Raw genomic sequence first — 20,723 nt, 5'->3', positions numbered from 1 at the left:
AAAAGGCGTTAACTGGCTAGCAATTACGCAAACGCTTGAGAATACGGCTGTTTGGCTTGACGCAATAGGGGCTTTTCAGTAAAGTAGCGCTCCGTTGATAGCAAATGTCTGTGTTCGGGTGTTTAGCAGCAACCGTGATGATTATACACGTAAAATTAATTAGTTTGGTGAGCTGGCTGAGTGGCTGAAGGCGCACGCCTGGAAAGTGTGTTTAGGTTAACCCCTAACGAGAGTTCGAATCTCTCGCTCACCGCCAAATTCTAAAAAGCCCGTTATCGAGAGATAACGGGCTTTTTGCTGTCTGTTGTTTATCTATTTCAAACCTAATCTAAGTCGTTGCCCGCTTGCCAACGTAATCAAAGAATTTTCTGCGTAGCGGACCGCTGCTATTGGCACTAACCTTATTCGGATGTTTATATTCGTCCCAGCAGGCAACATTTCTGCCTATGTTCAGATGTGGAAACTGCGGGGTGCCTTTTACTTCTAGCCCAAGAAACGTAAGGAGCTTGGTTAAGCTCTGTTCATCACGGATGTTGATCCGAATCAAATCATCTCGACCATCAAAATAGCTTAGAACCTGCTGTCTATGATTTAAGTAACACTTCTCTAAATGTGTCAGCGCATCGGGGATATCTGTCTTATCCAACTCGAAAGTCTGGTTAAAGCTGCGCTTGAGTACTGGGTGAAATGTCCCTGTGTTTGGGTCTAACTGTGCTTTCATCTTATTTATCAGCATCTGCATGGAGGGCAGCCAGAGTGACAGATCGCGCTCCAGATAAACGAATTTAGATCCTGGGAACAGTTTGTCTAATTGTTGATAATCACTAAAACAAGGCGCATCAGATATGATATCGGCTAGGTTAAATGCCTCTTGTGTATAAGCCGTATGGGCGACCTTAAAACCATAATCTAGCATGGCCACACTTATACTGGTGGTGCCAGTACGTGGCAGTCCGATAATAAAAACTTTGTTCATAATGATCCAAGCTAAGTCGCATCGATATATTGATGCGACCTGTAGGTTAATTTTGAGATGATAAAACCTTGTTATAGTGGCTATAAAAGGGGGCTAAACAGATAGAAAATTCGTTCGGCTGCACGACTGGGTAATGAACGTTTTTGCCACTGCTCTAGGCAAACCTTGTCAGCGTCTTTAAGGTAATCTTGCTGTACTTGTTCAAGACGTTGGGTGAACTCTAGATTATCAACAGCCAGAGTGACTTCGAAATTGAGCCATAAGCTGCGCATATCCCAGTTTACCGTACCGATTAAACAGTGATTACTATCGATGACGACTGATTTTGTGTGCAGCAGGCCACCTTTAAAGCGGTGTATATTAACTCCGGCCTCTAATAACTCGCTAAAAAATGCACGGCTAGCCCACTCAACCATCACAGAGTCATTTTTATCGGGAACGATAAGGTCGACCTTCACATTCCGTTGGGCGGCGATAATAAGCGCCATATGCAAGTTGTCACTCGGTACGAAGTAGGGGGTTGTGATAACGATACTCTTTGAAGCCTGATAGATGCTTTGCAGCAATACGCGGTGGATCACTTCTTCGCGCATACCTGGTCCAGAGGGGATCACCTGCACTAAATCAGTGATCTCACTGTCCTCATGAGACAAACATTTTGGCTGTTCGGGTAAAAAGCGCTCGTTAGTTTCTACTTCCCAGTCCCAAGCGTGAATACTATTGAGTACCGGAACAGAAGTCCCAGTGATCCGGACCATCACATCGATCCATTCACCAACGCCAGCGTCTTGGTTAAAATACTTGGGATCAACAAGATTCATCGAACCCGTGTAGGCAATTTCGTTATCTATTACAACAATTTTTCGATGTAATCTGAGATCTAAGCGCCTAAAGAACATACGGAAAGGTGAAACTTGTAGGGCACTGATCACCTCAATGCCACTTTTTTTCATTAACTTTGGCCATGGACTCTTGAAGAAGTGTCGCGAACCTGCCGCATCCAGTAATAAACGGACTTTTACGCCTCTTTCTGCACTATTTATCAAAGCTTGAGCCACATCGTCGGCTCGACCGCCCGGATGCCAGATATAAAACTCAAGTAAAATTGTCTCTTGAGCCTGCTCAATGTCTTCAATTAGGTTTGCTAAGATCTCGTAAGTCTCACTGCATAGAGTCAGGTGGTTATCGGCTAGAGCGGGGATGCCAACCTGTTTCTCGCATATTGCACTGATAGACTGACCATATAGACTTGCGACATGGGGGCGGTATTGACGATATTCATAGAGCTTTTTAAACCATTCTCCGTAGGGTTTGAACATCAGCTCCGCACGTACGGCCCTTTTTTTGCCAAGGTTTAATTCACCAAACAGCAGGTAGGCAAAAGCGCCGCCTAATGGCACGATATAGATGATCATTAACCAAGCTAAAGAGACGCCAATAGAGCGCCTTTTAGCCACGACTCTTATGCTTATAGCAGCTATGATGAGCCAGTAAAGAAACACGCCAGCTATGGTCAGTAGCTGGTAAAATTCATACATGTTGTGTCTGATAGTCTTACCCTCAGTCGCTAAGGCCTAAAATCTGTCGTAAACAGTGAACTTAGCAAACCAACCTCTTGTTTGAATGATTATGTGACTAACACTAATAAGCCATTATAATGAAAAGATTACTTTAAATCTAAGTACAAGGTTGAATAAGTCCATTATGGCGAAAATTGTCCGCAAACTCCTTTTTCTTTTACTTATCGCAACCGTTGCAGTGGCTATATATGTGTATGACGCCTCTGTGATCCCGGCCGATGACACATTGGTAACAAACCTCAATCCGCCTAAAGAGTCGGCACAGTGTATGACACAGGCTTCAGACGGCGTTCTAGATAGATATGGCAAGCTCGATGTCACCACTTGGAACCTATATAAACAGAAAGGCGATGGTTGGCAAGAAACATTAAAGCAATTGGTTGACCGCTCAGATCTGCTATTACTGCAGGAGGCTCAATTGACCGTTGAACTCAATGATTTCGTCAATTCGCTCAAGCTAGATATGTTACTTGCCAAAGCTTTTAACTTTTCAGGTGTACCGGTTGGGGTGATGAACTTGTCTCGAGAGTCGGCGGTGAGCAGTTGTGTTTTCAGAAAAGCTGAGCCCTATATTAAATACCCTAAGTCAATGTTGATCTCATATTATTTATTATCTGATAGTAGCCAACTGCTGGTGATAAATATTCATAGCATTAACTTTACTTTTGGGACTGCAGACTTTAAGGCGCAACTTGGGGTAGTGGAGCGGGCCATTAAGGAGCATCAAGGCCCAATTATCTTCGCCGGAGATATGAATACCTGGAGTGATGAGCGAGGAGAGGTGATCAACCAGTTGGCACGTCAAACTGGACTTACCGAAGCGATCCCAAGTGTTGATTCTAGAAGTAAGGTTCTTGGTCACAATCTTGACCATATTTTTTATCGTGATTTAGAGCTGGTTAAAGCAGAGTCAATTTTAACCTCTAGCTCAGATCATAACCCGGTAAAAGCCTATTTCAGGCTTAAAAAACAGCATCCAGTAAAAAAACTTACCCCAGCAAACTAATGCAGAAAACGGGTTCAGAAAGCTTGTTGATATTGCACTCGAACCCACAAACTTAATACAGGAATAACTATGGATAACGCCCTTGCGTTACTAAATCGCTACTTTGGTTTTGACCAGTTTCGCGAGGGACAACAAGAGGTTGTCGAAAATATTTTAGCGGGTAATAGCGCAGCAGCAATTTTCCCTACAGGCTCTGGTAAATCTTTATGCTATCAACTACCCGCCTTAGCATTGCCTCATTTAACTTTAGTCGTGTCACCGCTGCTTGCATTGATGGATGATCAGTTACAGTTTCTTAAAAGTAAGGGCATTATTGCTGCGTCTATCGACTCAACTCAAACGAATGAGCAGGCAAGTGCCGTTATCGAGGGGGTGAAAGAGGGGCGAATTAAGATCTTAATGATATCGGTAGAGCGTCTAAACAATGAGCGCTTTAGACGTTTTATCGCATCCGTACCTATCTCTATGTTGGTGATCGATGAAGCACACTGCATTTCCGAGTGGGGGCATAACTTTAGGCCTGACTATTTAAAACTACCAGCCTATCAAAGACAACTTAAGATCCCTCAGGTCTTGCTACTGACGGCGACCGCAACACCTAAAGTGATCGAGGATATGGGCAAGAAATTCTCAATCGCGCAGCAATGTGTCACCTTGACAGGCTTTTATCGTCCAAACCTTAACCTGCAGGCCATAGGGATCCCATCTCGTGACAAATTGGGTTATCTCAATCAGTGGCTCGAGGCAAGAAAAGGCCAGAGTGGAATTGTCTATGTGACCCTTCAACAAACGGCTGAGTTTGTGGCAACCGAGTTAGTAAAATCAGGATATTCGGCGCTTGCTTATCATGCCGGGATGGATAGCGATAAACGCAAATCTATTCAGTCTCAGTTTATGAATGGTGAGGTACCAATTATCGTTGCCACCATCGCATTCGGAATGGGGATTGATAAGAGCGATATTCGCTTTGTAGCCCATTATGATCTGCCTAAGTCGATAGAGAATTACGCTCAGGAGATTGGTCGCGCCGGACGTGATGGTTTTAGCTCAGATTGTTTAGTGCTGGCTAATAGGGACAATCTTAACGTACTCGAAAATTTCGTCTATGGTGATACGCCAGAGCTAAGTGCTATCGAATTTGTGATAGAGGAGATTAAGCGTGACTCTCACAATAGCGGCGTATGGGAGCTAATGCTAAACCCCTTGTCTAGCGCTTCTAACATTAGGATCTTAAGCTTAAAAACGCTTCTGGTGTATCTGGAGATGTTACGAGTTCTTAAACCTAAATACAGTTACTTTGCTGAATATCGATTTAAGCTACTGTGTCCAATAGAAGCGGTTTTGGCTAAATTTGACCCAGATAGGCAAGTGTTTATCAACGCCGTTATTGATAGCTCCCAAAAGGCCAAGCTCTGGTATAGTGCAGATTTTGATGCCCTTGAGCAAAAAATACCAAACAGTAGGGACCGAGCAATCAAGGCGCTTGATTACCTCCATCAAAAGCAACTAATTGAACTACAAAGTAAGCAGTTAACTCAAGTTTATCAGGTCTTCAGTGCTAACCTTGATGATTCAATCGCGCTAAAGTTATTTAATCGCTTTAGCGTGAAAGAGCAGAGCGAAATAAAGCGTATTAATCAACTTGTGGATTATTTTGATAGTGAGTCTTGTTTAAGTCTCCAACTGGCACAATACTTTGCTGATCCTCGATTAACGCAACCCTGCGGTCACTGTAGTGTATGTCACGGCCATAGCGCTAAGCTGCCATCTCCGGTAGAGCTGACCCCCTTGAGCCAATTTGACTTCGATGAACTGTGTAAAGAGGCAATAACTAAACTCGGTAAGCATTTAACGCCTGTATTGCTTACGCGCTATCTATGTGGCTTAACAACGCCAATTTTTACTAAATTGAAGATGCGTCAAATGAAAGGTTTTGGCCAATTTGAACAGTATCGTTTTGCCGATGTCTTGTTATGGACCGAAGCGAAATTGCCTTTGTCCTCTTACTAACAGGAGCTTAGTCTCCATTGTGTAACAAAGCTTGTTATATTCGGTTTAGTTACTGAAATAAAGAGCAGAACATGATTTACTGAGTCGTTAAAAAAAGTGGCAAAGACCACGAACTTACAAATTAAGGGACGAAACCATGAAAAGAGCCATGCTGCCTTTGGCAATAGCGCTTTCTTTGGCGAGCTTAACGGCTTGCCAAAGCCAGCAAACAGTCGAACCCGTTGCCGCAGAGATCACCGATCAGAATGTGGCATTTTCCCAATTTAGTACCAACTTCATTGATGCCTTGTGGTTAGAATCACCGACTTGGGCATTGTACAGTGGCTTTCATAAATATGATGGCATATTGAAAGTACCTAATGCAGAGACTCGCCAAGCCAGTTTAGCCTTTGTTGAAGCTCAACAGGCGCTCTTGGCAAAGTTTGACACTCAGTCAATGACTCCAGCAATGGTTACCGATTACCGTCTTATCGAAAATTTGCTTGCTGAAATGAAGTGGGACATCGAAACCTTTAAGTCATGGCAGTGGGACCCATCCCGTTATAATGTCTCTGGCGGCTTTGCGCAGATCATTAATGAAGACTTCGCTCCACTGAGCGAGCGACTACGCTCTGTAATGACTAGAATGGAAAATGTTCCAGCTTACTACGCAGCAGCACGAGAGAATATTCAAAATCCTACACTTGAGCATACTCAGCTTGCCATTATGCAGAATCAGGGTGCATTCTCGGTTTTCTCAAAAGAGCTGCTCGATCAAGCTATTAAGTCTGATCTAACCAATGAAGAAAAGGCTTTATTTGCCAATCGCTTTAATAAAGTGACAATTGCTATTAACGAGCATATCGACTGGTTAAAATCCTTAGAGGCTAAGCTTGAGAAACAAGGGGCGAGAAGTTTCCGCATAGGCGCTGAACTTTATGAACAGAAGTTTGCCTACGACATTCAAGCTGGCATGTCAGGTAAGGCGCTTTATGAGAAAGCGGTAGCGGATAAAAATCGTGTCCAAGCCGAGATGGCAAAGATCACCGACAAGATTTGGGATAAATATTTCGATACAGCGAAACCTGAAAACGATAAAGTCGCAATAAAACTGTTAATTGATAAGCTGTCGGCTAAGCATGTTAAGCGTGACGATTTCGTAGATGAGGTGCGTGCCCAGATCCCTGAGCTTGTCGCTTTTGTAAATGAAAAAAATCTCGTCACTTTGGATCCAAACAAACCTCTGGTTGTCCGAGAGACCCCTGCCTATATGCGTGGTTATGCTGGCGCTTCTATTAGCGCACCGGGACCCTATGAAAAATCGGGGAATACTTATTACAATGTCACGCCCCTTGACGGCATGAGTGATGAGTCGGCTGAAAGCTATCTGAGAGAATATAACCACTGGATCCTACAGGTACTTAATATCCATGAAGCGATCCCGGGGCATTACACTCAACTTGTTTATTCAAATGAGTCCCCAAGCCTCATCAAGAGCTTATTTGGTAATGGTGCGATGGTTGAAGGCTGGGCGGTATACACCGAGCGCATGATGCTGGAAGAGGGCTATGGTAACTTCGAGCCGGAAATGTGGCTAATGTACTATAAGTGGAATCTTCGCGTAATTTGCAACACGATTCTGGATTACAGTATTCAAGTTAACGGCATGACAGAGTCTCAAGCGTTAGACTTGATGATGAATGAAGCCTTTCAGCAACGAGCAGAGGCTGAGGGTAAATGGAGACGCGCAACATTGAGTCAGGTTCAGTTGACTAGCTATTACTCAGGTTATCGTGAGATCTATGATTTTAGGGAAGAGTATAAGGCGAAAAAGGGCGATGAGTTCGATCTAAAGGCCTTCCATGAAGAGTTTTTAAGTTATGGCAGCGCACCCGTTAAATATATTCGGGAATTAATGTTAAACAAGTAGAAGCATAATCTGCTAGTCAAGGCCAGTTACGGTATGTAACTGGCCTTTTTATTAGTCGTCGTAAATAAACTTGTTTATACAAGGGGCTAGTCAAACCGTCTTACATACTGTAATCTTAATGGGAATTATTCGTATTTAGGCTGGTGTGTGATGAAACAGGTTTTATTGGTGGATATGGATTCTACCTCTAGGGGAGCCCTGCAACAGGTGCTTGTTGCCGAAGGTTATGATGTCGCAGTGGGAAATTGTTCAGAACAGCTTTTATCAAAAGCCACTTTCGTTTCAGCGGACTTGATCTTAATAGCACTCGATATAAATGATACCAGCGCACTAGAAAGCATCTCATCGATTGGGGGAAGTAAACCGATAATGGTGCTCTCTACGTCTGATAAAGAGGAAGACAGAATAAAGGCTTATGAGCTTGGCGCGGATGACTTTATGGCACGGCCGGTTAATCCACGGGAATTATCTATCCGAATGCAGGCATTGTGTCGCAGAGTAGACAGTACAATGAATAACGTCAGATTCGGCCACGATGCGTCCAATAAAATAGCCTTTGACGATAGTCGCTTCACTGTTTCGATTTCTGAAACGTCTGTCTCCTTAACCCAGACAGAGTTTAGCTTATTCAAGTACCTTTTTGAGCGGAAAGGGCAGGTAATAACTAAACAGGAGTTGCAACAGCGTATTTTACATAAAGAGTTGGGACAGTTTGACCGTAACCTCGATATGCATATTAGTAACACTCGGCGTAAATTAGCAGCTAAGGAGTTACCTAAGAGCCTAATTAATACGGTGAGGGGGAAAGGTTACAGTATTTCTTCTGTTTTTTAATTCTGGCGCCGCTTAATAGGTACAGCGTTTACGCATAAAAAAGGGAGCCCTTGGCTCCCTTTCTGATCATCCTGAATTTATTTCAGTAATATCATTGGGTCAACGAACTCAAAATTAAGCGCTTCAGCCACTTCTTCACAAGTGATCTTTCCATGCATGACATTCAAGCCGTTCAGTAGATGCTTATCTTGCAGTAATGCTTTACGGTAGCCAAGCTCAGCAAGCTTGATTATGTATGGCAGTGTTGCATTGTTTAGTGCAAACGTCGATGTACGCGCTACCGCTCCCGGCATATTAGCCACGCAGTAATGTACAACGTCGTCAACGATGTAGGTTGGATCTTGGTGAGTGGTTGCATGAGAGGTTTCAATACAGCCGCCCTGATCGATAGCGACATCGACAATCGCGGAACCAGGCTTCATGCGCTTGATGTGCTCTTTAGTGACTAGCTTAGGTGCTGCAGCACCAGGAACCAGTACGCCGCCAATGACAAGGTCTGCTTCAAGCACATGTTTTTCAATCGCGTCAGCAGTAGAGTAAATGGCTTTTACTCTATTATCGAACTGGGCATTCAAGCGACGAAGAGCATCGATGCTACGATCTAGGATAACAACGTCAGCGCCAAGGCCTACAGCCATTTGGGCTGCATTCGTGCCAACCATACCACCACCAATAATAACCACTTTAGCTGGCTCTACGCCTGGTACACCACCGAGTAACATACCGCGACCACCCATGGATTTCTCAAGAGCCATGGCACCAGCTTGAATTGACATGCGGCCAGCGACTTCAGACATAGGTGCAAGTAGTGGAAGAGCGCCACGATCATCGGTTACAGTTTCGTAGGCGATACAGACAGAGCCACTTTTAATAAGGTCTTCTGTTTGAGGGAGGTCAGGAGCAAGATGAAGATAGGTGAATAACAACTGATCTTCACGTAGCATTGCACGTTCAACGGCTTGGGGTTCCTTCACTTTCACAATCATTTCAGATTGTGCAAAAACCTCTGCTGCTGTGTCGAGGATTTTGGCACCCACATCGATATAATCTTGATTCGAAAAACCAATGCCAGAGCCAGCATTTGTCTCAATAAAAACCTCATGACCACGGAGGGTTAATTCACGTACACTTGATGGAACCATGCCAACACGATATTCGTGGTTTTTGATTTCTTTTGGAACGCCTATAATCATCTTCGAGCCTCAAATTCGCATAAAAACCCATTTTGTATGGGTGTAATTGTTATTTTATCTAGCCTGAACGTGAATGTTTCAGGGAAATCTAGTATAGTATTCATCCTGCAGTTTATGCTGCTGAAGTTTCCATAAAACTAGCAAATAATATCGTTGTAGTTGCCAATCAGGGTTATAAATATGGTTAATAATAAAAAGAGTCCTATAAAAGACTTAGATCGTATAGATAGAAATATACTTAACGAGTTACAGATTGATGGCCGAATTTCAAACGTAGAGCTATCAAAACGTGTAGGACTGAGTCCAACGCCTTGCCTCGAAAGGGTAAAAAGGTTGGAAAAACAAGGCTACATCAAGGGCTACACAGCGCTTGTAAACCCTCATTACTTGGGCGCATCGCTACTTGTTTTCGTTGAGATCACACTAAACCGCGATACAGCTGAAGTATTTGATAAGTTTAATAAAGCCGTTCAATTACTCGATGATATTCAAGAGTGTCACTTAGTTTCTGGTGATTTCGACTACTTACTGAAGACACGAGTGTCTGATATGTCTGCATATCGCCGCTTATTGGGTGAAACACTACTAAAACTTCCAGCAGTTTCAGATACTCGTACTTACGTAGTAATGGAAGAGGTTAAACAAACAAATCGCGTTGCTATCAATACGGTTTCAGAGCTTTAATCCGGTGGTAAATCGAAAAAGGAGCCTAAATGGCTCCTTTTTTTATACAAAATACAAAATGATACAAAATGATGCAAAATCAAAAGTTGCATAATTATGCGCGTGGCTGCATTCGTTTCAAACGCTGCATAAACTCTTAATTTCTGGTATCTTGTAGCTAATTAACGTTTTTTTAGTGTAGGTTTTCCATTGTCTAAGGGAAATAGTGTTAAAACGCTTTCAGGCGTACAACGGCTATTAGAAGGTAGTCTCATCATCTGTTGCATGTTGGCAACATACGTTTTAATCGCATTAAGCAGCTTCCACTCCTCAGACCCAGGCTGGAGTCAGGCTAATTTTGACGGAGAAATTAATAACTTAACTGGTGCTGTTGGTGCTTGGTTAGCCGATGTATTATTTTATTTCTTCGGGTATTGTGCCTACATCATACCTATCATAATCGCCCTGACGGGATGGTTACTCTTTAAACGTACCCATAAGTTACTCGAAATTGATTATTTTTCAGTAGGTCTGCGCTTGATAGGCTTTCTGCTTATCGTCCTGAGTCTTGCAGCATTATCTAGCATGAATGCCAATGGTATTTACGGTTTCTCAGCCGGTGGCGTTGCGGGAGATGTGATCGGCCAAGCGATGTTGCCTTACTTTAATAAGCTCGGTACAACATTATTGCTGCTCTGTTTCGTCTGTGCTGGTTTTACACTCCTCACGGGGATCAGTTGGTTGACCGTTGTTGATTTAACTGGGTATGCGACGATATGGCTATTTAAGGCGGTTAGGGATCTGCCCAATAAGTTTAAGCCTGAACTGGGCGACACCGAAGACACCAGAGGTTTCCTATCCGTTGTTGAGCGCTTTAAGGAGCGCCGTAATAAGGCTGAATACGCAGAAGATGAGGATGACGATAGCCCTTATGAAGAAGAGCCTTCGCCTGAGCCGCTACTTAATAAGAAACAATCAAAAGATGAGTTCATGACAGCTAGGGTAGAACCTCAGATCATTGAACCATCATTGGATATGAGTCAAGTCAAAGAGATTGCCGTAGAGCCAAACATCGAAGCACCTTGGGTAAGTGACAACGCCGATGAAATTGAGTCCATCGATTTTAATAGTGATGCTTCAACGACTTCAGTTAATACGGTTAAACGTAAAGAAGAGGAAAAAGCCAAAGTTGTCGACGGTATTGTGGTTTTGCCAGGGCAAGAAGTTGAGCAGGCGCGTCCTCCAATGGCGCCTTTACCTTGTATCTCTTTGCTAGATGTGCCAAATAGAAAAGCCAACCCAATTAGCCAAGAAGAGCTTGAACAGATAGGTAAACTGGTCGAAGTGAAGTTAGCCGACTTTAATATTACCGCTAATGTTGTCGGCGTTTACCCAGGGCCTGTTGTCACCAGGTTTGAGTTAGAACTCGCTCCGGGGGTTAAAGCCTCAAAAATCACCAACTTATCTAAGGATTTAGCCCGTTCTCTTTTAGCTGAAAACGTGCGAGTCGTCGAAGTGATCCCTGGTAAAGCGTATGTCGGTCTAGAGTTACCAAATAAATTCCGCGAAACGGTGTTTATGCGCGATGTACTCGATTGCGAAGATTTCAGAGATAACCCATCACACCTTAGCATGGTGCTTGGTGCAGATATTGGTGGTAAGCCTGTCGTTGTCGATTTAGGCAAGATGCCGCACCTTTTGGTTGCCGGTACTACGGGCTCGGGTAAGTCTGTAGGTGTTAACGTGATGATCACCAGCTTGCTTTATAAGTCCGGACCAGACGATGTACGCTTTATCATGATCGACCCCAAAATGCTTGAGCTATCAGTATATGAGGGGATCCCGCATCTTCTTTGTGAGGTGGTTACCGACATGAAGGAAGCGGCTAACTCGCTGCGTTGGTGCGTAGGTGAGATGGAACGTCGTTATAAGCTGATGTCGGCTTTAGGGGTTAGAAACCTAAAAGGCTATAACGCTAAGATAAAAGAAGCGAAAGAGGCTGGCGAGCCAGTCTTCGATCCGCTTTGGAAGGCGTCAGAAAGTATGGATTCTGAAGCTCCAGAGTTAGATAAGTTACCTTCTATTGTTGTCGTTGTTGACGAATTTGCCGATATGATGATGATTGTTGGTAAGAAAGTCGAAGAGTTGATCGCACGTATCGCGCAAAAGGCGCGTGCGGCTGGTATTCACTTGATCTTAGCAACGCAAAGACCCTCTGTAGACGTTATCACTGGTTTAATCAAGGCTAACATTCCAACACGAATGGCATTTCAGGTATCGTCTCGAATTGACTCTAGAACCATTCTAGATCAACAAGGGGCAGAAACCTTACTCGGTATGGGTGATATGCTTTATCTTCCACCAGGAACGAGCGTGCCTGTACGTGTACATGGCGCTTTTATCGATGATCATGAAGTTCACAAGGTCGTTGCCGATTGGCATGCTCGTGGTAAACCGCAATATATCGATGAGATTTTACAAGGCTCTGCCGAAGGTGAACAAGTCTTGTTACCGGGAGAAGCCAGTGATAGTGAAGAAGAGATGGATGCTTTGTATGATGAAGCGGTCGCCTTTGTGACACAAAGCCGTCGTGGCTCTATCTCGAGTGTACAACGTAAGTTTAAAATCGGCTATAACCGCGCCGCTCGTATTATCGAGCAGATGGAACTTCAAGGCGTGGTCAGTGCCCAAGGGCATAATGGTAATCGTGAGGTGTTGGCACCGCCACCACCAAAAGATTACGTCTAGCATTATTAAAGAACACTAAAGATATTCTGCGTAAAGCCTCAGCCGAGGCTTTACCTTGGAGAGAAAAATGAAAAAAATCTTCACCTTGGTAGCATTCAGTTTGCCGTTGTTAAGCCACTTTCCCGCATTTGCAGACGCATCCGAAGACTTAAAGTTAAAGCTAACGGATATCCACACTTTAAAAGCCAACTTTAATCAAACTGTGACTGACATTAACGATAAAGTTATTCAAACTGGAGAGGGTGTATTTGCACTGTCACACCCCAACCAGTTTTACTGGCACTTAACCGCGCCTGATGAATCTTTAATCGTTGCCGATGGCACCGATGTATGGATTTATAACCCGTTTGCTGAAGAAGTGTCAGTAATGGATATCAACCAAGCGATTAATGCATCTCCCATCGCGCTATTAGTGCATTCAGACGATGCGACTTGGGCGAAATATAATGTCGTTAATGATGGAGACTGTTTTAAGATCAGCCCTAAAGAGCTGGACAGTGGCGTATCAAAAGTGGAAGTGTGCTTTAATCAGCAACAACTGACTAAAATGGTTTTGAAAGATCAGCAGGGTAATGTCAGTGATTTCACCCTGACGAATCAGAGTTCGATAGCTGAAAATGACAAGCAGCTTTTTAAGTTTATTGTTCCCGATGATGTCGATATTGATGATCAGCGTTTAAACGCACCTAATTAAGAGAAGTTTGTGTCTAGTTTAAGTTTTGATTTTGCTCCGGATTTTCGCCCTCTAGCCGCGAGAATGAGGCCGGAAACATTAGAGCAGTATATCGGTCAATCTCACTTGCTTGGGGAAGGGCAACCTTTGCGCCAGGCACTTGAGGCTGGGCGTGCACACTCGATGATGTTTTGGGGGCCGCCAGGCACTGGCAAAACCACATTAGCAGAGTTAGTCGCCCGTTATGCTAATGCCCATGTAGAGCGTATTTCAGCGGTGACTTCAGGCGTAAAAGAGATCCGCAGCGCCATTGAACACGCTAAAAACGTGGCTCAATCTCGTGGCCAGCGCACCTTGTTATTTGTCGATGAGGTTCACCGTTTTAACAAAAGCCAGCAGGACGCTTTTCTGCCATTTATCGAAGATGGTACGGTCATTTTTGTCGGTGCCACCACAGAAAACCCCTCTTTTGAGATTAATAATGCATTGCTATCTCGAGCTCGGGTTTATGTGATTAAACAGTTAGAGCCACAAGAGATAGAGCAGATCGTCCAGCAGGCGCTTCAAGATGAAGAACGGGGGTTAGGCAAGCGAAAGCTTACTCTACCCGCAGAGGTAGCGTTAAAGCTGGCGCAAACTTGTGATGGTGATGCGCGCAAGGCGTTAAACCTGATTGAGCTTATGAGCGACATGCTCAAAGATGGCGAAGCCTTTACCGAGGAGATGATTGTTCAGGTTGCAGGTCAGCAACTAGCAGGCTTTGATAAAAATGGCGATCAATATTACGACTTAATTTCGGCTGTACATAAGTCTATTCGCGGTTCGGCTCCCGATGCAGCACTTTATTGGTATTGTCGAATGCTTGAGGGAGGATGCGATCCCCTCTACGTAGCACGCCGATTGTTAGCTATCGCATCAGAAGACATAGGTAATGCAGATCCTATGGCAATGACTGTCGCCGTTAATGCTTGGGAATGTTTTCACCGAGTCGGTCCATCAGAGGGCGAGCGAGCGATAGCACAAGCTGTGTTGTACCTAGCTAGCGCTCCTAAGAGCAATGCGGTTTATACGGCATTTGCGCGAGCTCGGCAGCTTGCCAGAGAGACTGGGCATGAGCCTGTACCTAAACATCTATGTAATGCACCAACTAAATTGATGCAAGAAATTGGTAACGGCGAAGGCTATCGTTACGCACATGATGAGCCTAATGCTTATGCATCTGGTGAAAAGTATATGCCACCATCTTTAACTGAACAGCAGTTTTATTATCCAACAGAGCGCGGTTTTGAAAAGCGAATTAAAGATAAGCTGACTCAACTTAGGCAACTAGATGAACAAAGTAGGGTAAAAAGATATGAATAATGTTCTTTTTGTAGCCTTAGGTGGCTCAATTGGGGCGGTTTTTCGCTATCTTATCTCATTATTGATGCTTCAGGTATTTGGTAGTGGATTTCCTTTTGGTACACTGGTCGTCAATATCTTAGGTTCGTTTTTAATGGGTGTAATTTATGCACTCGGTCAAGTTAGCGAACTTAGCCCGGAGATTAAGGCGTTTATTGGGGTTGGCATGTTAGGGGCCCTGACCACGTTTTCTACTTTTTCCAATGAGACTCTGCTGTTGATACAACAGGGCCATTTGGTTAAAGCCGTATTGAATGTTGTTGTTAACGTCGGCGTATGTATTTTCGTCGTTTATCTAGGACAGCAATTGGTGTTTTCTCGTTTTTAACTATTAAGATAAAAAAATATGTTAGATCCAAAATTTTTACGCAGTGAATTAGAAGTGACCGCCGAGCGTCTTGCGACTCGTGGATTTATTTTAGATGTTGAGCGTTTAAGCAAGCTCGAAGAAACCCGCAAATCGTTACAAGTTGCGACCGAAGAACTACAAGCATCACGTAACGCTATCTCTAAGTCGATTGGTCAAGCGAAAGCGAAAGGCGAAGATGTTGCACCTATTATGGCTCAAGTGGGATCATTAGGCGCAGAGCTTGATGAAAAGAAGGCTGAACTTGCTGCCTTGTTAGAAGAATTAAACGCAATCGCAATGAGCGTACCTAACTTACCAGATGAATCTGTACCAGCGGGTGCTGATGAATCTGAAAATGTTGAGGTTCGTCGTTGGGGTACACCAAAAGAGTTCGACTTCGAAGTTAAAGATCACGTTGAACTTGGCGAAAACGTAGACGGTTTAGACTTTAAAAACGCCGTTAAGATCACTGGCTCACGTTTTATCGTGATGAAAGGTCAGATCGCTCGCATGCACCGCGCTCTAGCGCAGTTCATGTTAGATCTACACACTACTGAGCACGGTTACACCGAAGCCTACGTACCATTATTGGTTAACGAAGACAGTTTACTCGGTACGGGTCAGCTACCTAAGTTTGGTGAAGATCTATTCCATACTAAGCCGGCAACAGAAGAGGGTCAGGGGCTAAGCCTTATCCCAACCGCTGAAGTGCCGCTAACTAACCTTGTTCGCGATAGCATCGTCGACGAAGAAGAGCTACCAATTAAACTAACAGCGCATACGCCTTGTTTCAGAAGTGAAGCTGGTTCGTATGGCCGTGATACCCGTGGCTTGATCCGCCAGCATCAATTTGACAAAGTTGAAATGGTTCAGCTTGTTAAACCAGAAGATTCAATGCAGGCTTTAGAAGAGCTAACCGGCCATGCGGAAACCGTACTACAGAAGCTAGGTTTGCCATACCGTACAGTTGTTTTATGTACTGGTGATATGGGCTTTGGTTCGGCAAAAACATTCGACATTGAAGTGTGGCTACCAGCGCAAAACACTTACCGCGAGATCTCATCTTGCAGCAACATGCAAGACTTCCAAGCGCGTCGTATGCAAGCTCGTTACAAGGGTAAGGCAGATAAGAAGCCAAGCTTGCTGCATACCCTTAATGGCTCAGGTCTTGCTGTTGGCCGTACCTTAGTCGCTGTTATTGAAAACTACCAGAATGCCGACGGTTCTATCACGGTTCCAGAAGCACTACGTAGCTACATGGGCGGTCTAGAGAAAATCGGATAAGCGATTTTTAGCCAGCCAAAAAAGCCTTCACTTTTATGAAGGCTTTTTTATTTTCACAAAGAGTAAAAAGCACCCATTTTATAGATTATATAATTGTGAATATTGGACGCCGATATTGTCGAATATTTATATTTTTCAGTCTGAAATTGATAAAAGAAACGTTGAGCCTCAAAATTTACTAATAGTCGTAAATCTCTCTTTCTCAGAAATAGCTTCAATGTTATAAATACACCCGAAAACCCTACACTTCTAATATTTAGGAAAGCCATAATGATATTTTCCCAGGTTGAACTGGCCCCTGCAGATCCAATTCTAGGCTTAACAGACGCATTTAAAGCTGATGTTCGCGAAAACAAAGTGAACTTGGGCGTAGGCATATATAAAGACGAGTCAGGCCAGACACCTATTCTTAAGTCTGTAAAATTTGCAGAAGAGAAATTATTAGCCAGTGAAAGCAGTAAGAGCTACCTAGGTATGGAAGGCGTCCAAGCATACAACCGCGCCGTACAGACTCTGCTTTTTGGCAGTGAGCACAAAGTTGTTTCTGAGCAGCGAGCTTTGACTGCTCAGGCGCCAGGCGGAACTGGTTCTCTTAGAGTCGCAGCAGAATTCCTAGTTCGTCATACTAATTCAAAGAAAATTTGGATCAGTAACCCTACATGGGCGAACCATAATAATATTTTCAGCACAGCTGGATTAGAGATTGCAGAGTACCGTTATTACAAGCCAGAGACTCATGGCTTAGACTTCGATGCAATGATTGCTGATCTGAAAATGGCAGAAGAGGGCGATCTTGTCTTGCTTCATGGCTGCTGTCATAACCCGACTGGTATTGATTTAGACAATGCGCAATGGCAACAAGTCGCTGATCTTTGTTTAGCTAAATCCTTAGTGCCGCTGTTTGATTTTGCCTACCAAGGCTTCGGGGCTGGTGTTGAAGAAGATGCCCAAGGCTTACGTATTGTTGCTAATACGGTACCTGAACTGATTGTTGCTAACTCATTCTCTAAAAACTTTGGCCTATATAATGAGCGTATTGGCGCCGTCACGGTTGTAGCGGCTAACAGCGAAGAAGCGGTCAATGCATTTAGCCAGATAAAGAGCACCATTCGCGCTTCTTACTCGAACCCTCCTGCACATGGTGCATTAATCGTAAGCACCATCCTAGAAGATGAAGCGCTAAAGCAGCTTTGGCATGAAGAGTTACAAGAGATGCGTGAGCGTATCGCCGAAATGCGTACCCTGTTTGTCGAGTCACTTAAAGCAGCGGGTGTTGAGCAAGATTTCGAATTTATCTCTCGTCAGAATGGTATGTTCAGCTTCTCAGGTCTAACTAAAGAGCAGGTGAACCGTTTAAGAGATGAGTTTGCCGTCTATATCGTAGGTTCTGGCCGCATTAGCGTCGCAGGCATGACTAAGTCAAATATGCCAGTGATCTGTAACGCCATTGCAAAAGTACTTTAAGCAAACTTAATAACGATTTGCTTGTAATAAAAAGGACCTGTAAAGGTCCTTTTTTTTGGGATGCCATTTGGCTAAGCCTGCTTTAAATATGTCCTTTGGCTCACCATAATGGAGAGCGCATCGGCAAGTGCTTGTTTATCATGTAACCCAATGTGGTGTGAGCTACGAAGCGGATAATAACTGATATTAGCCGATTCATAACTGGTTTCACCATGGCAGAGTATTTTGTCGATAATTTTTAATCCTAACACCTGATGGCACCAATCGATCTTATTACTCACACTGCAATCCGCAATGGGTGAGGGCTCTTTTGTAAGATTATCGATAAGGATCACCTCGGCTTTAGATTGAGCAAGAGCTTTGGCAATCTTAGGTAGCAATAACGGCGGCATAATACTGGTTAAGAAGCTACCTGGGCCCAAAATGATTATCTCTGCATCGCGGATAGCTTCACATGCTTCACAAGTCGCCTGTACTTGCGGGTCGAGTGATAGGGCGATTGGTGTATCTTGCATTTTATCGACATTAGTTTCGCCGAAAACACTCTCGCCACTTGCTTGTAGCGCGACCAAGTGTGTTGGTTCCTCAGACATAGGGATCAAGCGAGTGTCGATATTGAGAAAGTTTCGAACCAAGTTAATTGCGTCAAGGGGGCGTACGCAGAGTTCATCCAGAGCCATCAGCATTAAGTTACCGAGATTATGCCCTGTCAGTTCACTGTCACCACCGAAACGATATTCAAACATTAATGAGCCAACTGAAGGACGTTTTGCTAACTGAGTTAAGCAGTTTCGCAAGTCTCCCCAAGCGATACACTCTTTCTCAGCTCTTAAACGGCCCGTTGAGCCACCGTTATCGGTTGTTGCGACAATCCCTGTCAGCTTAGGGCCTAAAAAAGAAAGCGCGGAAAGCACTCGTCCTAGTCCATGCCCGCCACCAATGGCTACCACATGGTTATATTGATTAAGGCTATTATGTTTCATTTAGGGTCTCCTTCCTGAATACCCGACACTGATATATAAAGAAGCCGACATTATACCTAGATAAACAAAAATTTTCGCGATGTATTCTCAGTTAAAGCTAGCTTATAATACCCAAAAACGAGTTAAACAAGAGATCAATAAAGGATAATGAGTGAAAACAGGTAAAGTAGGGCTGTTTACCATCGCCTTAGGTACGGTGCTTGGGCTATTGTTGGTCGTGAGATTGGTATTTATTCCCAGCAGTGAGCAGCAAACCCAGACACTGGGAAAAGCCGTCGTCAACGAAGAGATCGCCAATGTCGTGCCTGATTTCGCAGCAATTAAGGATGTTAGCGAAAAGAAGCGTGCATTTTTCAATTTTTTAAGACCGTCTATTAAGCACCAGAATGCAATTATTCAGGGTGAGAGAGACTTTCTTATTGAGACTAAGAAGCAGATCATTAATGGCAAAGAGCTTACAGAAGCCGACGAGTTTAGATTACAGCAAATATCTGAAAAGTATCAGTACACATTACGAAGTCTAACCCTTAGTAATCTTGATACCCTATTGATTCGAGTCGATATTATTCCAGAGCAGATGGTGTTAATTCAAGCCGCGAACGAAACTGGATGGGGCAGCTCTCGATTTGCAAAAGAGGGGCTTAACTTTTTCGGCCAGTGGTGTTTTAGAAAAGGTTGTGGTCTAGTGCCTCAGTCAAGAACCGAAGGCTTATCTCACGAGGTCGCACTATTTAAAACCGTCGAGGATTCGGTAGCCTCGTATATGCGTAACCTTAATTCCAACGCTGCTTACACATTATTGAGATCGATTCGAGCCGATCTGCGCGCGCAGAATAAAGTCCCTCAAGCACAAGACCTTGTTTATGGCTTGATCAACTATTCAGAACGTCAGGAAGCTTATATCGATGAGCTACTTGAAATGTTACGCCAAAACCAACGATTTTTAGTGGATAATAATGAAAAAACAACTGCTGCTTAGCTGTATCTTATTAGGAGTTTCCGCTGTGGGTCAGGCTCAGCCTATCTCACTGGAGTATCAAAGCTTTTATCAACGCCTCAAGCAGGTAAATAAAGGTAACTACCAATTAGTAGAGCTGGCATTCTCTGTCTCTAAGGCTAATGGCTGCAAGGTCAAAGATGGCACGATTACGACCGAAAACGATACGTTTCCGTTAACCATAACAAAAGACCAACGCTTATTTTTACCCTTTGATAGCCAGTTAAAGTCTGATCGAGCCTTAATTAACTTAAATGTAGAAGGCAGTGCGCAAACCTGTGCCATTGCAATGCAGGTTAGGGCAAAAAATACCAAGAAACACTATGACAAAGCCGAACTCAAGCAGGTAGAGCAAGAGATGAATGCATTGCTCAGCCGTATGCAAGGTTTCCCAATGCGTTATTTTGCAGAAGATATTGCCGGATTAAACCTCGAGTTTAATCAAGATGCGACTCTTACTATTGATGGTGAGGTGATCCCTGTATCGGGTACGTACAGGTTGGGTAGTGAACAGATAGATAAGCTCGAGACTCTGACCTCAAGCATTCAGCCTAACGTCATCAGTCCTTGGACGGTAAAATAGCGTTAAGCTTAGTTATTGCCACAAAAAAGCCCTGTTAATCAGGGCTTTTTTAGGTCTAGAAATTTTACAC

Annotated in this window: 17 protein-coding genes and 1 tRNA gene; 14 read left to right on the top strand and 4 right to left on the bottom strand. The window is 43.8% G+C overall.

What is annotated here, in order from left to right; genetic code table 11:
* Positions 1 to 166 precede the first annotated feature (166 nt).
* A tRNA-Ser gene (locus K5Q92_RS15750) sits at positions 167 to 256 on the top strand.
* 72 nt (positions 257 to 328) lie between these two features.
* Here the strand turns inward: K5Q92_RS15750 and K5Q92_RS15745 are convergent.
* On the bottom strand, positions 329 to 976 hold the full coding sequence (locus K5Q92_RS15745; RefSeq protein ID WP_220769885.1) for a sulfotransferase: 648 nt from the start codon (positions 974 to 976) through the stop codon (positions 329 to 331).
* Between the two features lie 80 nt (positions 977 to 1,056).
* Positions 1,057 to 2,514 (bottom strand): cardiolipin synthase, encoded by a 1,458-nt coding sequence (gene cls, locus K5Q92_RS15740; RefSeq protein WP_220769884.1) that lies wholly within the window; start codon positions 2,512 to 2,514, stop codon positions 1,057 to 1,059.
* 166 nt (positions 2,515 to 2,680) lie between these two features.
* Here cls and K5Q92_RS15735 point away from each other — a divergent pair, with 166 nt between their 5' ends.
* From K5Q92_RS15735 to K5Q92_RS15720, 4 genes are all read left to right on the top strand, one after another.
* Positions 2,681 to 3,562: an endonuclease/exonuclease/phosphatase family protein gene (locus K5Q92_RS15735; protein WP_220769883.1), complete on the top strand. Its 882-nt coding sequence runs from the start codon at positions 2,681 to 2,683 to the stop codon at positions 3,560 to 3,562.
* Between the two features lie 69 nt (positions 3,563 to 3,631).
* Positions 3,632 to 5,572 (top strand): ATP-dependent DNA helicase RecQ, encoded by a 1,941-nt coding sequence (locus K5Q92_RS15730; protein WP_220769882.1) that lies wholly within the window; start codon positions 3,632 to 3,634, stop codon positions 5,570 to 5,572.
* A 136-nt stretch (positions 5,573 to 5,708) separates the two neighbouring features.
* Positions 5,709 to 7,481, top strand: a complete 1,773-nt coding sequence (locus K5Q92_RS15725; RefSeq protein ID WP_220769881.1) for a DUF885 domain-containing protein — start codon at positions 5,709 to 5,711, stop codon at positions 7,479 to 7,481.
* Between the two features lie 150 nt (positions 7,482 to 7,631).
* Entirely contained in the window at positions 7,632 to 8,315 is a 684-nt protein-coding gene (locus tag K5Q92_RS15720; protein WP_220769880.1) for a response regulator transcription factor, read from the top strand.
* A gap of 77 nt (positions 8,316 to 8,392) precedes the next feature.
* Here K5Q92_RS15720 and ald read toward each other — a convergent pair whose 3' ends face one another.
* A complete protein-coding gene (gene ald / locus K5Q92_RS15715) occupies positions 8,393 to 9,508 on the bottom strand; it encodes an alanine dehydrogenase (RefSeq protein WP_220769879.1) in 1,116 nt (371 codons plus the stop codon).
* A gap of 180 nt (positions 9,509 to 9,688) precedes the next feature.
* On the opposite strand from ald, the gene lrp reads away from it, so the two are divergent.
* From lrp to K5Q92_RS15680, 7 genes are all read left to right on the top strand, one after another.
* Positions 9,689 to 10,192, top strand: a complete 504-nt coding sequence (lrp, locus tag K5Q92_RS15710) for a leucine-responsive transcriptional regulator Lrp (protein WP_220769878.1) — start codon at positions 9,689 to 9,691, stop codon at positions 10,190 to 10,192.
* 189 nt (positions 10,193 to 10,381) lie between these two features.
* A complete protein-coding gene (locus K5Q92_RS15705) occupies positions 10,382 to 12,919 on the top strand; it encodes a DNA translocase FtsK (protein ID WP_220769877.1) in 2,538 nt (845 codons plus the stop codon).
* A gap of 67 nt (positions 12,920 to 12,986) precedes the next feature.
* On the top strand, positions 12,987 to 13,613 hold the full coding sequence (gene lolA, locus K5Q92_RS15700; RefSeq protein ID WP_220769876.1) for an outer membrane lipoprotein chaperone LolA: 627 nt from the start codon (positions 12,987 to 12,989) through the stop codon (positions 13,611 to 13,613).
* A 9-nt stretch (positions 13,614 to 13,622) separates the two neighbouring features.
* Complete coding sequence (locus tag K5Q92_RS15695) at positions 13,623 to 14,954, top strand: replication-associated recombination protein A (protein WP_220769875.1); 1,332 nt, start codon at positions 13,623 to 13,625, stop codon at positions 14,952 to 14,954.
* A complete protein-coding gene (gene crcB / locus K5Q92_RS15690) occupies positions 14,947 to 15,321 on the top strand; it encodes a fluoride efflux transporter CrcB (protein ID WP_220769874.1) in 375 nt (124 codons plus the stop codon). Before K5Q92_RS15695 ends, crcB begins: the two co-directional genes overlap by 8 nt.
* An 18-nt stretch (positions 15,322 to 15,339) precedes the next feature.
* Positions 15,340 to 16,626: a serine--tRNA ligase gene (gene serS / locus K5Q92_RS15685; RefSeq protein WP_220769873.1), complete on the top strand. Its 1,287-nt coding sequence runs from the start codon at positions 15,340 to 15,342 to the stop codon at positions 16,624 to 16,626.
* A gap of 270 nt (positions 16,627 to 16,896) precedes the next feature.
* Positions 16,897 to 18,090 (top strand): amino acid aminotransferase, encoded by a 1,194-nt coding sequence (locus tag K5Q92_RS15680; protein ID WP_220769872.1) that lies wholly within the window; start codon positions 16,897 to 16,899, stop codon positions 18,088 to 18,090.
* Positions 18,091 to 18,161: 71 nt separating this feature from the next.
* Here the strand turns inward: K5Q92_RS15680 and yvcK are convergent, their stop codons facing one another.
* The gene (gene yvcK, locus K5Q92_RS15675; RefSeq protein ID WP_220769871.1) at positions 18,162 to 19,073 is read right to left on the bottom strand and encodes a uridine diphosphate-N-acetylglucosamine-binding protein YvcK; all 912 of its coding nucleotides are present in this window, start codon (positions 19,071 to 19,073) and stop codon (positions 18,162 to 18,164) included.
* A 151-nt stretch (positions 19,074 to 19,224) separates the two neighbouring features.
* On the opposite strand from yvcK, the gene K5Q92_RS15670 reads away from it, so the two are divergent.
* Together K5Q92_RS15670 and K5Q92_RS15665 are read left to right on the top strand one after the other, a co-directional pair.
* A complete protein-coding gene (locus K5Q92_RS15670; protein WP_220769870.1) occupies positions 19,225 to 20,052 on the top strand; it encodes a glucosaminidase domain-containing protein in 828 nt (275 codons plus the stop codon).
* Entirely contained in the window at positions 20,030 to 20,653 is a 624-nt protein-coding gene (locus tag K5Q92_RS15665) for a DUF2987 domain-containing protein (protein ID WP_220769869.1), read from the top strand. Before K5Q92_RS15670 ends, K5Q92_RS15665 begins: the two co-directional genes overlap by 23 nt.
* Positions 20,654 to 20,723 lie beyond the last annotated feature (70 nt).

The sequence above is a fragment of the Shewanella sp. MBTL60-007 genome, from assembly GCF_019654915.1.
In the GTDB taxonomy this organism is placed as follows: domain Bacteria; phylum Pseudomonadota; class Gammaproteobacteria; order Enterobacterales; family Shewanellaceae; genus Shewanella.
Note: the sequence above shows the minus strand (reverse complement) of the source record. Positions and strands in the feature narration are given on the sequence as shown.